At 64.1% G+C, this 12495-nt stretch carries 14 protein-coding genes and 1 pseudogene; 2 read left to right on the top strand and 13 right to left on the bottom strand.

Annotated elements, in window-relative coordinates; genetic code table 11:
* Positions 1–273: 273 nt before the first annotated feature.
* The 11 genes from NJE57_RS15845 to NJE57_RS15895 all read right to left on the bottom strand — a co-directional run bounded on the left by NJE57_RS15845 (position 274) and on the right by NJE57_RS15895 (position 8840).
* The gene (locus tag NJE57_RS15845; RefSeq protein WP_319029482.1) at positions 274–1338 is read right to left on the bottom strand and encodes an ABC transporter substrate-binding protein; all 1065 of its coding nucleotides are present in this window, start codon (positions 1336–1338) and stop codon (positions 274–276) included.
* A gap of 62 nt (positions 1339–1400) precedes the next feature.
* Entirely contained in the window at positions 1401–2237 is an 837-nt protein-coding gene (locus tag NJE57_RS15850; RefSeq protein ID WP_319029483.1) for an ABC transporter ATP-binding protein, read from the bottom strand.
* Entirely contained in the window at positions 2234–3265 is a 1032-nt protein-coding gene (locus tag NJE57_RS15855) for an iron ABC transporter permease (RefSeq protein ID WP_319029484.1), read from the bottom strand. The genes NJE57_RS15850 and NJE57_RS15855 overlap by 4 nt, the downstream gene beginning before the upstream one ends.
* 280 nt (positions 3266–3545) lie before the next feature.
* The gene (locus NJE57_RS15860) at positions 3546–4952 is read right to left on the bottom strand and encodes an amidase (RefSeq protein WP_319029485.1); all 1407 of its coding nucleotides are present in this window, start codon (positions 4950–4952) and stop codon (positions 3546–3548) included.
* On the bottom strand, positions 4949–5173 hold the full coding sequence (locus NJE57_RS15865; protein ID WP_319029486.1) for a hypothetical protein: 225 nt from the start codon (positions 5171–5173) through the stop codon (positions 4949–4951). Before NJE57_RS15865 ends, NJE57_RS15860 begins: the two co-directional genes overlap by 4 nt.
* A gap of 37 nt (positions 5174–5210) precedes the next feature.
* Positions 5211–5672, bottom strand: a complete 462-nt coding sequence (locus NJE57_RS15870; RefSeq protein WP_319029487.1) for a nitrile hydratase accessory protein — start codon at positions 5670–5672, stop codon at positions 5211–5213.
* The gene (locus NJE57_RS15875) at positions 5669–6034 is read right to left on the bottom strand and encodes an SH3-like domain-containing protein (protein ID WP_319029488.1); all 366 of its coding nucleotides are present in this window, start codon (positions 6032–6034) and stop codon (positions 5669–5671) included. The genes NJE57_RS15870 and NJE57_RS15875 overlap by 4 nt, the downstream gene beginning before the upstream one ends.
* Positions 6034–6348: an SH3-like domain-containing protein gene (locus NJE57_RS15880; RefSeq protein ID WP_319029489.1), complete on the bottom strand. Its 315-nt coding sequence runs from the start codon at positions 6346–6348 to the stop codon at positions 6034–6036. The genes NJE57_RS15875 and NJE57_RS15880 overlap by 1 nt, the downstream gene beginning before the upstream one ends.
* The gene (gene nthA / locus NJE57_RS15885; protein ID WP_319029490.1) at positions 6345–6977 is read right to left on the bottom strand and encodes a nitrile hydratase subunit alpha; all 633 of its coding nucleotides are present in this window, start codon (positions 6975–6977) and stop codon (positions 6345–6347) included. The genes NJE57_RS15880 and nthA overlap by 4 nt, the downstream gene beginning before the upstream one ends.
* A gap of 103 nt (positions 6978–7080) precedes the next feature.
* Positions 7081–8496 (bottom strand): ABC transporter substrate-binding protein, encoded by a 1416-nt coding sequence (locus tag NJE57_RS15890; RefSeq protein WP_319029491.1) that lies wholly within the window; start codon positions 8494–8496, stop codon positions 7081–7083.
* On the bottom strand, positions 8493–8840 hold the full coding sequence (locus NJE57_RS15895; protein ID WP_319029492.1) for a metalloregulator ArsR/SmtB family transcription factor: 348 nt from the start codon (positions 8838–8840) through the stop codon (positions 8493–8495). The genes NJE57_RS15890 and NJE57_RS15895 overlap by 4 nt, the downstream gene beginning before the upstream one ends.
* 444 nt (positions 8841–9284) lie before the next feature.
* Between NJE57_RS15895 and NJE57_RS15900 the strand changes: the two genes are divergently transcribed.
* A complete protein-coding gene (locus NJE57_RS15900; protein WP_319029493.1) occupies positions 9285–10169 on the top strand; it encodes a hypothetical protein in 885 nt (294 codons plus the stop codon).
* Between the two features lie 136 nt (positions 10170–10305).
* Here the strand turns inward: NJE57_RS15900 and NJE57_RS15905 are convergent, their stop codons facing one another.
* Together NJE57_RS15905 and NJE57_RS15910 are read right to left on the bottom strand one after the other, a co-directional pair.
* A complete protein-coding gene (locus NJE57_RS15905) occupies positions 10306–11133 on the bottom strand; it encodes a hypothetical protein (RefSeq protein WP_319029494.1) in 828 nt (275 codons plus the stop codon).
* 298 nt (positions 11134–11431) lie between these two features.
* The gene (locus tag NJE57_RS15910; protein WP_319029495.1) at positions 11432–11794 is read right to left on the bottom strand and encodes a hypothetical protein; all 363 of its coding nucleotides are present in this window, start codon (positions 11792–11794) and stop codon (positions 11432–11434) included.
* Between the two features lie 311 nt (positions 11795–12105).
* Here NJE57_RS15910 and NJE57_RS15915 point away from each other — a divergent pair.
* A pseudogene (locus tag NJE57_RS15915) lies at positions 12106–12495 on the top strand (helix-turn-helix domain-containing protein); the annotation flags it as partial.

The raw sequence follows: 12495 nt of genomic DNA on the forward strand, positions 1-12495 counted from the left end.
GCGCCACACGATCTGGGCCCCCATGCCCGGGTCGATCAGTCGATGACGGCCACGCGTCTCGGGCGCCACTCCCGGCGATGCGTGCATCGCGCTTCCACCCCGCGTACCAGGGGTCGACTTCCCTAGTGCGCCGCGAAGCGACGTTGTGACAAGCACCACCGCTCCGGCAGGCCTTCCAAAGACCGTTCGTGGGCTTCCCGCCGCTCTAGAGTTCGGTCACCTCCGGCCTGCCGTCGTCCCGCGTGGTTTTGGTGGCGGAGCCACGGTAGAGGTTCACCGAACCCACTCGTTGCCGGGCAGTTGTTCGAGTGTGGTTATGTCGAGAGACGTTTCGATGCCTGACTCCGGCACTAGCCCGAATTGCTCGACAGAGTGGCGCACCCACTCCGCGGCGTCAATGTTCAGGGGCCCTGAAACCCAGAGACCGTAGGGAAGGTTGACGAAGCGTTCCTCGCGGACAGCCTCGAGGTTTCGCGACGCTGGATTCGCCTTGAGCACGGCAACTTTCTGCTCAAAAGACTGGCCAGGATAGTCCACGAAGTAAATTATGTCGGGCTCGGAAGCCGCAATTCGCTCCCAGCCGACTTCGGTCCAGGTGTCGTTGACGTCAGCCGTAGCATTGACGACACCCGCGGCGTCAAATATCGCCTGTGGGGCGCCGAAGGAGCCCGAAGTAAATATGGCGTCGGTGCCGGAGTCGAACAGGAATGCCGTGGGCGGTTCCTCCCCTTGCGGTGCCGCTGCGAGCGCCTTGCGACGCTGGTCAATGTCCACTGTCACCTCTTCGGCCTTGTCAGAATGGCCGGTCAGCTTGCCAATGTTGTGGAGGTCGGTCGCCAGGGCGGTCCACGCATCCATCGTTCCGCGTGCCCCACTCTCCTGCCGACACGTCTCGCTCAGCAGGTACGTCGCAATGTCTCGCTCGTGCAGCATTTCAGGAATGAGGTTGCGCGACTCGCTGAATCCGTATCCCCAGCCTGCGAACATCATCTCCGGGTTGACGGCAAGCACGTTTTCCAGAGTCGGGTACGTATCACCCACCACGGTTAGCTCGTCGACTCGGTCCTCCGGGTATGCCATCTCTAGTAGGGCCTGGTCACGCTCCATCCCGGTGACCGCGACGAGCTCGTCGCGAGCCCCTACCGCTAGTGCGATGGATATGATGCCCCCGTCGTAGGCGTACAGCTCGGTGATCGGCCCGTCGACTGTGATCTCCTCCCCACAGTTCTCGACAGTGATGGGGTCGGCTGGCGCGCTAGCGGCGACATCTGCGTCTGCGCAGGCATTGAGCATCGATGCAGTGACCATCAGTGCAACCACACTGGCCATGCTCCTCATCCGGGCTCCGCCGCGCTCAACACCAAGTTTGCGAGCTTGCGGGCTGGCGGGCGACGTGTGTCTCATCGGATCGGTTCCTCTCGAGGATGTATGAGCAGGTGCGGCTGGTCTAGATGCGGGTGAGATACCTGCACGGAGCCCACGCCGAAGTGGGTGGAAAGGCGGTCGTTGATGAGGACGTCTGAAGGATGCCCCACGGCGACGACGGTCGCCGGCTCGCAGGTGCGGTCGGCGCTGGAAGATGCCCAGCCAACGACTGCGATCCGGTCGAAGTGTCGCAAGGCCAGGTCCAGGTCGTGGATCGTGGCCACCAGCGTCTGTGCTCGCTCCTCCATGACCGAGAGCATGCGCAGCTGCCAGGCCACGTCCAGGTGGTTAGTAGGTTCATCGAGCAGCATGATGGGACAGTCTTGCGCGATTCCGCGAGCGAGGATCGCGCGGCGCCGCTCGCCGCCGGAGAGCTGGTCGCAAGGCGAATCGATGCGGTCCGCCAACCCGACCGCGTCGAGGGCCCCGCGGACTATGTCCCGCTCGCCCTGGCCCCCTCGAGACCAGGGCCGCGTTCGCGGAACACGACCCAGTGCGACCATCTCACCCACGAGCAGCTCGGCGGCAACGACCTCATCCTGCGGCACGTAGGCGACGCGGCGGGCGCGCTCACGGGACCGAACGTGATGGAGGTCCTGAAGCAGCCCATTTTCGTCCGCCATGAAGACGTCGCCTTCGGTTGGGTGAAGGACTCCGGCCAGCACCCGTAACAAGGTGGACTTGCCGGCACCGTTTACGCCGACGATCCCGAACCGCTCCCCTACTGCGATCTCAAGATCTACTCCGGTCAGCACGACTCGCCCGCCGAGTCGGGCAGATACCTGCTCCACACGCAGGGCAGGCGCGGTCACCGCTCACCTCCGAACCGGTATTGCCCTCGCCCCATGAGCAACAGGAACAGGGGCGCACCGACGACACCAGTGACGACACCAAGTGGTATCTCCTGAGGTCGTACTGCCACGCGAGCAAGTACATCGACCCAGAGCAGAAACAGCCCTCCTCCCACGGCTGCGACGGGGAGGACCGCGCGGTGGCTCGCTCCGACGAGGAGTCGGGCTGCGTGTGGCACGATCAGCCCGACGAATCCGATTCCGCCGCTGACTGCGACCAGGACGCCGACGAGGATTGCCAGGCCCCCGTAGAGCGTGGTGCGCATGGCGGTCACATTGACTCCCAGCGATGCGGCCGTTTCCGGCCCTGCCGCAAGCGCGTCGAGCCAGCGGTGCAACGCGAGCATCCCTCCACCAAGCAGGAAGCCGACAACCACCGGCAAGGCGAGTTTCTCCCATGAAGCTCCACCCACGCTGCCCAGCATCCAGAACATGACGGAGTTGGCTGCACGTGGGTCGTCACTGAGGAAAACGAGCAACGACGCGATCGCCGACAGACCAGAGGACAGCACTACGCCGGAGAGCACCAGGCGCAACGGCGTCAGGCCACCCTGTGCCGCAGCAACAAGCCAGACCAATAGGGCCGTTCCGATCGCCCCGAGCATCGCGCCCGCGGAGATGGCATACAGACCCAGCCCGGCCAGGAACCCGGTGGTAATGACTGCGGCCGCTCCGACCGACGCCCCAGAGCTGATGCCCAACAGAAATGGATCGGCAAGCGGGTTGCGTACCAGCGTCTGCATGCCGGCGCCAGCCAGCGCAAGGCCAGCTCCCACCACGATTGCCAGGAGTGCGCGCGGAAGTCGTAAATCCCAGACGATCACGTCCCACCGTCCCGGCTCGCGACCCCCTAGTCGGTCTCCGACCGCCGCGATCACCTCAGCGACAGGGATCCGTTCGGATCCGAAAGCCAGTGACACAACGACACTGGCAATAGTCACGGCGAGTAGACCGAGGACTAGCGGAACGACGGGAAGTCGGCGGCGCACCGAGGGGACTCGGACCCTTCGACGATGACTCACGCGCCCTCACCACCGCGTCGGGTGCGGTGCGACGGCGACGCGTCCCGCCGCCCGCGGAGTGTTCGATCGTGAGCGTTCGCGAACATCCACCGACGGTGTGAGCGCGATGCCTGCCCGGATTGCATCACCGGTTCCTCCATGATTGCTACTCAGGCGATCCGGGGCAGAGGCGTTCTTCGGACGCACAGACCGAGGGCCGCGGAGTCGCGGCCCTCGGCATCTGCGTTGGGCGGACCGTGGATTCTGGCTACAGCGATGGCGACTGCCGGTGATGATCGGTGACCGACTGGAACGCGGTGGCTGCGCGCAGAAGCGCTGCTTCAGCAAACGGTCGTCCAATCATCTGGACTCCGATGGGAAGACCCTGGTGGTCGAAGCCGCATGGTGCACTGAGGGCCGGCAGGCCCGTCAGCGACGGGAGCCCGGTGAACTGCATGATGGCTGACAGCATCTCCTCGTCCGACCCGTCGATGTTGACCAGGGTCTCGCCGAGAGGTGTGGCCGTGAACGGCAACGTAGGGCAGATGATGACGTCGACCTGCTCGAAGGCTGCGAGCATCTGCTGACGCAGCAATGCTCGATACCGTTGAGCTTGGACATAGTGCACAGCCGGGATCAACTCCCCGGCCTGGAGCAGCAGACGTACGTCGTCGCCGTATTTGTCGCGGTGCAGGCGGAGGTTGCGCTGGTGGTACGTGCTGGGCTCGACAGCCTCGACCGTCAGTTGCGCCGAGATGTTGCCCTCGATGTCCTCGATCCCGACCTCCTTGACGACGGCGCCGAGATCCACGAGGACGTCGATCGCTTCGCGTATCGCCTTTTCGACGGGTGGCTGCATGTGGTGCAACGAGTAGTCGGTGATCAAGCCGATGCGCAGCCCGTGGGCGCCAGCATCGATACCTCCGAGGTAGTCGCCCACAGCAACGGCGGGCGTGCCCGGATCTTGCGCATCATGACCGGCGATGACGCTCAACAGGAGCGCGCAATCACGTGCGCTGCGCGCCATCGGCCCCACGGTGTCCATGCTCCACGCGAGCGGGATGACCCCCGCGTTGCTGACCCTGCCGATTGTCGGACGCAAGCCGGTGATTCCGTTGACCGCAGCCGGCAGTCGCACAGATCCCCCGGTGTCGGTGCCCAGGGCGGCCTGGCACGCACGCGATGCGACAGCCACTCCCGAACCGCCGCTGGAACCGGCTGGCATGCGCGTCATGTCCCAGGGGTTCTTTACGAATCCGTGGTTCGGATTGGCCGACGTGCCGCCCCATGCGAATTCGTGCATGTTGGTCTTGCCCACGACTATCGCTCCGGCAGCACGAAGCTTGCTCACGACAGTGGCGTCGTGGTCCGAGCGGTTGTTCTCCAGGACGGCGCTGCCGGCCGTGGTCAGGGTCCCGCGCATGTTGATGTTGTCTTTCAGCGCAATGGGGACTCCGTGCAATGGCCCGATTCGGTATCCGGCCCGGAGCATGGCGGCCGAGGCCTCGGCGACCTCTAGCGCGTCGTCAAGAATGGAGATGAAGGCGTTGGTGTCCTCAATCGCGTGCGCTCGTTCCAGGCTGGCCTGAACGAGGTCGACTGGCGAGACCTCGCCTACCGCTACCTGGTGCGCGGCTTCGTGGAGCTCGAGCTCCACCAGATCGCGTACGGTCACGACATCTCCTCGTTCTGAACGCCGGACAGGCTGGTGAATGTCGTTATCGGCGCAAGGGCCTCAATCCGCTGCATCCGCGCACTGAGGGCGGCCGCGGCCGGCATCCAGGAACTGAGCAGATCGGCCACCTCGTCCGTGTCGGGGCCGCTCAGCGGCAGCTCGACGAGCGCGGCAGCAGACGTCACCTGGTCGGCCGTGATTTCCGTAGTCTTGGGCGTCACCGCGAACTCCTTTCGTAAGACAAGAACCCGTGTGGGTTCATCGCCGCGCCGGGTCCACGAACAGTGGCACGGCGCGCTTAGCCAGTTCGCCACGCGACATGGTGGGGTGGTCGTGGTCGTGGTGGTGGTCGTCATGACGTGCGGGAGGGCAGCCCTGGGCCATTGCCTGGTTCTCGAGCACGACGGGTTGTCCGTGTGGCGTGCCGAGGTATGCCGCGTGCCACCCTTCGTGACGACGCTCGATCTCGGCACGCGTGAGCCCTGCGTGCTGTTCCAGAACGGTCTCAAGAGCTGACGACCACTGCCTGTAGTAGGCCTGCGTCACGGACTCGTCCACCCGCTGCGGCTGGTCGGCGATGACTGTCGAGAACACCTCCACCCACTGTGACCAGGTAAAGAGACCCTGCCTGGTCAGCGCTACTACGGCAGAGAACGCTTCCAGCTGCCACGGCTCGTCGAATCCGGCCTCTGGGCCCGGCTGCGGAAGTGTCTCGGTCATGGCGTCTGCTCGCTGACCGGCTCGAGGTAGCTCTCCCACAAATCAGCGTGCACCGAGTCGCGAGGATGACCCACGTCGCCGAAAAGCTCGGTACTGGTGAACCTGACACCGTAGAGGTGCTCCGGGCATTCGCCCTTCCCGTGAGCCATCGTGTCGGGGAAGACGAAGAAGCCGTGATGCTCCTCCACCACCCCCACACGGCCTCGGGAGTAGCCGGTCAGCCTAGTGTGACCGGTCGTATGCTGGTTGCGGACCTGCACGCGATCTCCCACCTTGAACGCTGGCTCTTGGGTCGCCGGGCGGTCGAAAGCGGCGTGGGCGCGTGAGGCCGGGCCGACGTCTTCGGGCTTAATGACAGTCATCACTGTGCTCCGTTCTCTGCCAGCACGCGGACCCGCTCCTCGAGCTCCTCCGCGGTGAAAATGCCGTTCTCGATCCCGACGGTCTCGGCGGCGCGCAGCCAGTGCACGTAGTACGGCGTACTGAGGTACTCGGTCGGCTCCATCTTTTCGATGGCGTGCCGGAATTGGTCCAAGGGGCACAGGCCGGACATGAAATACATCATGATGACGCCGAAGATTTCACGCTCCCACTCGTCGTGGAACTTCGGCTCCTCGTCGGGTACGACTACCTGCCCGAAACCCTGCCGGCCGCCGAGATCGAACACCCCGTTCATGCCGAAACCCCCTCGATCGGTGCGAGCACCCGCGTGCCCAGCATTGAGTCCCTCACGACCAGCTGCGCCAAGCGATCAACATCCCAGCCCTCGGTGCCGCTCGGTCGCTGCGGGATGACGACGTACCTGATCTCCGCATTGCTGTCCCACACGCGCACCTCCACATCGTCCGGGATCGACGTCCCGAACTCCTCGAGTACCTTCCGCGGCTCGTAAGCAATCCGCGCACGGTAGGGCGCTGCCTTGAACCACGACGGCGGCAGTCCAAGGATTACCCACGGGTAGCAGGAACACAGGGTGCACGTGACGACGTTGTGCACGGTCGGTGTGTTCTCAACAAACACGACGTGTGACCCCTCGAAACCGCTGAGGTCGATCTCGTGCAGCGTCGCGGTGCCGTCCTGGAGCAGTCGTGCCTTGAACTCGGGATCGGTCCACGCCCGAGCGATCACTCCCGCGCCCAGGTGGGGGCCCACCTGGTTCTCGTAGATGTCGGCGATCTCGTCCATCGACTCCTGGAGAACGATCCCCTTGTCCACGAGCAAGGACTGGATCGCCTTGACGCGGAGGGCCGCGAACGCCGGTGGCGCCGTGTAACCGTTACTGCTGGTGAATCCGGGTTCAGCCATGTCGTACCTCTTCGGTGGTAGGTGAGGCCCTACGCTAGAGATGAGAACTACGTCACGTCAATAGGTATCGACATATCGACTCATGGCCGTAACAAACCAGCGGTCATCCCGCCGAGTCGATGACGCGGAGTCCTGCGTCGCCGCACTGCGCGAGATAGAGACGTTGGTGCGCCAGATCGCGTTCGCCGACCACTGAACTCTTGGTTCGACGCTCGCGCCAGAGACGAGCGAGAGCGGTCGCAGAGCTGTCCGGGTGAAGCGCCGCTAGCTGCAGGTACTGGCGCACCGATTCGTAGATGTTGATGGACAGTGAAGACAGAGGCGGGGCCCACGGTCCGAAGCGCTCTCGGTACATCGTCGAGATTCCCCGAGTGTTCGTCGCAGCGGACTGGAAGTAGTTCAGCGCCGCCCAGATACCGCGACCGGCGTCGATCCCGACGTGTTCCAGCGTCGACTCATCCATGACGAGCGACACACGTGATGCGAAGTCCTGAAGCCCTGCGTCATGCGCTTGCTGCTGGAACGCCACCTCGTCGGCACCCACGAGGGAGGACATGACGATATCCGTCCCCGAGGCGCGGATCGACTCGATGATTGACGTGAAGTCCCGCGTGCCGAGAGGCGTGTAGCGTTTCGCGACCACGTTCCCGCCGGACCGGTCCAAGACCTGTTGAGCCGCGCGATTGGCGCCCCATGACCAGCTGTACTGCTGACCGACAAGAAACCAGCGATTACCGCCCGCGCTGCGCTCGGCCAGCTTCGCCAGCGCGTCGATCTGTGCCGATGGTCTCTCACCGAAACGGATCACCTTGTCGCCTTGCATGCCGCCTTCGTTGATGACCGGGTGGACCATGAGGACGTCGTGGTGCCTCGCGGCCTCCACCGCAGCCCCGAAGCTTGCGGACGTCACGCACGCGAAGATCGCGTGGCATCCGGCCTCGATCAGGCGCGTCGTTTCTCGCTTGGCTTGTATGTGGTCAGTGGCATCGTCGGCGACGAGCACTTCTACCGAGCGATCCGAGACGCCCCCACTCGTGTTGGCTTCCTCGACAGCGAGTTGGGCCATGTACTCGGCAGCGACGGCATAGATCGCGCCGGATCCAGACTTGCTCGTGAGCAGACCCACTCGTCGGGCGGCCGTGGGAGGGGGCAGCGGAAGGCGCGCACCGCGATGTTCAGCGAGCCAGTGGGCTCCCTCTATTGGAACCTCTGCGCGGACCCGAACACGAGTTTGGTTGAGGTTGAGCGCGTTGAAAGTGACGTGCAACTGCCCGCGCCACGGTTGGTCGTGTTCGATCACGATCCGCCGACCCGGGTGGACCACTCGAAAGTGCCCGAGCACCGAAACGCCCTGCATGGACGGCAGGTCCACGGATACAGCGTATCCGGGAGCGATGCGATGACATTGCGCGCGAAACAGCCAGCTCGCGGTGTCGTCCCTCCCGAATCGCTCGAAAGCCTCGAGCGGACTGAGGTCAACGACGCACTCGCTTGCCAGGGAGACGGTTTCGGCGCTCATCCCGCAGCCAGTTCGTCCTCGGACGTATCGGAACGCGAGGCGACGGAATCACCAAGTTCGGTGGTGGCTTGAATCATGATGCGCTGCAGGAACTCGAATGCTTCACGAGCGGCACCGTCGGCATCGAGACGTATATACCTGTGACGACCAACCTTGCGCTCACTGACGACACCGGAGGTGCGAAGCACGCGCAGATGCGACGAGACGGTGGTGCGTCCCACCGCCGTTATATGCTCTGCGATCTCGGAAACCGAGCACTCACCACGCTCGCTCAAGATGGCCAGGATCTGCCGACGGACACCGTCGGCCAAGGCATCAAAGGCGAGGTTCTCGGACGCACTCATCCGCTGATCGTACGTGTCGAGCGTCGTCGACACATCCCCCTACGACCACGGCCACTGAAAACCGCCCGCCGACGGGCCTGCCGCACGAGGACCACGCAATCAGGAGCACCCCCAGAGTCTTAGTCGGTCCAAGTCGATCCAAGACCGTTGTCGAGCCGAGCCCGCATCATTCCGACTTCTTCAAATTGCCGCGCTAGCTGGCGCTCTACTGTCGGACGACCTTGGCGAGCGAAGCCTCTCCGCCATTGGCCGACAGACAGCTTCAGTTGGCACTGCGACTCATCGTCCCTCCCCTGCCGCTTCTCCTCAGCGCTGTCGCGATTGACGATCCTCTGCTGCGACACACCTAGCGCTCCGGCCGTCGGGTCGAGTACGGTCCCGGGCAAGGTAGCCCCGCGCCCGATGGCTTCGTCCATCGGTTCCTCTAGTGCGTGGGGTACGTCAATGAGCTCCCGCACCACTGGTCACACCACCGATGCGAACTTCATCGTCGAATCGATTCTCTCGGGAGCCGCGCCATGGCTCCAGCTATCGTCGGAAACCACTTTGGAATACGCCTTTTTCGGAGGCCACAGCCCGTTTGCCAACTGGGTGGGCGACGACTGGCGGCAGTGGGAAGACTGGCCAACTTCGGAGTCTCTCTTCCTCACAAACGAGCTCGGAAGACGGATTCGATCGTGGGTGCGAGATTTCGACCGATGCGCGTACCCCGGTGAGCATGGGTTGCCCGAGACTGATGCGTCCGAGTTTGCGCAGGTCGCTCTCGATGGGCTCAAGCTGGTCGAATTGATCCGGGACGAGATCCCTTACTACTTCGTGGAAGCTACATTCTTAGACTCGGTCCCGCGGGCGGTCATTGACTGCATCGATCACGAGGCGCCTGACCAGAGGGGATACCGCAAGCTCGACGGCACAAGCGAGCTGGTTGACCGCCGGCACATGACCTTTCGGCCCTTCGACAGCCGAAAGGCGCCACCCGAGCGATCCAAGATGTCAACCGCGATCAAGGCGGACTTGGGACGCTACGGGGGCAGCGTCCGGGAACCCCACGAGGAGTTCTGGGCGAAGCTTGATGCCTGGCAGGCCCAATGGGAGGAGAACTTCGTCGGCCTCCCCAAATTCCGAGGAGGCACGCCTCAATGGCGACCGGGGTTCGACCGCCTTGGGTGGATCACCCAAGGGCTCGAACTCCAACATGAATCCCGATCCGCTATACAAGGCACGCGACTTTCATGCGGAGCTGCCCACCTTGCGATCTCGAAAGACGAATGGGACTCACTCCTCGACGAGTACCTGGCCAACCATCTCGAAAAACCCAGCGGCCACTAACTATCCCGATACGGTCTCCAGCGATTCGGATCTCTAACGCAACCTGCGAGGCTGCGACGCTCTGCCAACTGGCTCGGCGTCTTAAAAACCTACAGTTTTGTGAGACTTTCAATGCTGGCCCTGGCACACGGCCACTTCATGGGCCGATAGGGTTCTCTGGTGTCTCGGGAGACCGTCTCGCTAGCGGTGTGAAGAACTGGTCGTCGCCGAAGATCTGCGTGAGGTCGAGCAAGCGTGGTGCGCACACATATCGGATCGCCCTGAGTCGCACCGTGACCCCAGGCAGCTGATCGGCAAGGCTTGCGGCGATCGCGTGGCCCTCGCGATACCAGGCCACCGGGTCCACATCGTCGGCCCATTCCGGCGGGGCGAAATCTCCATTCGGCAGGCCGAGATCGGCGCTGGCCCCATGGTCATCTAGCCCGGAGGCGAGGAAGCCGCGGTGCCAGTCCTCGTTCCACTGCCGGAGTCGTTCCTCGAGCTGCGAGGTGAGCCCGAGGCTGCGCGGGGTCGGAAAACCCCCGGGACCCGGACCGGCGCGGAGCCGAGGAGGCTGGTGGTACGGCAGCCACCCGTCCCATATGCCCCACTCGACCCCGTACTCCGGCATAAGTTTCAGCGCCCCCGGCACATCCGGATCGGGCTCATTGCCGGGCATTCGCCAGCCATCCTCACGCGTGATCTGTCCGGTCAGCGCGCACACGTAGTCCAGCTGATCAGCCGCCAACTCGCACACCACGTACTTCTCCGCACAGCAGAACACGAAGTGCTCCGGGAAGTGCTCACCCAGGAGCTCGGCCAGTGCGTGGCCGCGGTCGAGCCAGGCCATCTCGTCGAACCCGTTCGACCACACAGGCTGATCAACAGGGCGGTCACCGAGGTAACGGAAATGAGTTTTGAACTGGCTGATCCAGTCCTCTATCTCGTTCCGCAGAGCCTGCGGTATCTGCAGGTCCGCCGCCACGCCCTGGTTGTACCCCGGATGACCAGGGGGGAACACGTCAGGGGATGCGGAGATGTAGGGCCGATAATTGATTACCGGGTGGAGCGCGACAAGGCGGCGATTAAGCGGGCCTGGGTCCGCCCGAACCCGGCACGCCGCGCGGCATAGGTGCGACTCACGCAGCCCATGGAAGGTCCCATCCGGCGAAACTCGCATCAACTCAGGGTATCCCGCCGACGCCTCGGCCAATCAGCAACGGAAACCGGCCTTGGACCGCCGCGGAGATTCTGCGAGCGAGCGGCTAGCGGCGGAATCAAGCTCACCATTGGGGTTCAACGACGAGCCACACGATTACGCCTTCCGACGCCCACAATGCACCGGGCGTGCCGCTCAGGATCTCGCCTTCTTCCAACTGGCCTTCTTCTAGCAAGGCAGTCGGGTGCTCGAGTGCCGCCTCGTAGACGTCCTTCGCTTCCGGCCCAGAGAGTGTTCCGCATTGGCCTGACGGATAATTCGGCTCCATGAACTTGGACGGCGCAGGGCCCGGCCACTCAGGCACATCGGCGACAGTGAGGGCGGTGTCGACCATCCCTGGCTGACAGACGATCACATCCTCAGGGATCGCGAGTGCCTGGGCCGTTGAGGAGAAAGCGCTCTCGACCGGTGGCACCTCGGTCGGCACAGGGCCGGACGTACCGTCGCCGCCACACCCTGCCAAGAGTGCAACTCCTACAAAGCAAGCGCCAACGCCTGCGGTATACCGCCTGAGCATCGCTACCCCATCCCCGTTTCGTGAACCATGAGCCGATGTTGTCACCGGTCACCTTGCCGCCGCAGCGTGTCGACCTAGAGCTCCGCCCACTCCGCTGATCAACAGAGCGGCTCCTGCGCTCGACCGACCGTCCCAGTTCCTTGGTTGTGGGACGGGTTCCGTCAAACCCGCCCCCTCTCGATGGCGGTTCGGAAGTGCGTTCCATAAGTAGGGTCCAGCAGCGAGGGATCGGGGTACGGGACCTGGCCGATCCGATCAAAGTCGACTCGTCCAACCCGGACGACCCGATCTCCCAACTCGCGGTGGGGCTGCTGGCCCTGTTCGGTCAAATGGAACGCACCTACACCCTCGAGCGAGTGGCGCATGCCCGGGCCGTGGCCACCGCCAAAGGACGCCGAGTAGGACGCCCCTCAGTAGTGGACCCCGACAAACTGGCCTACGCAGTGCACCTGAGAGCCACCGGACACACCATCGCCGAGATCGTCACCAAGACCGGCATCACCCGCACCACCCTCTACCGACATCTGCCGCCCCGGCCCGCCGAGCCGGTAACAGCCGAACCCGAGGCCCCTTCCTCCGCAGGCGCCCGGAGCATCGTCGGGCCGCCCTAG

It is taken from the genome of Dietzia sp. PP-33 (assembly GCF_033790845.1).
GTDB lineage: Bacteria > Actinomycetota > Actinomycetes > Mycobacteriales > Mycobacteriaceae > Dietzia.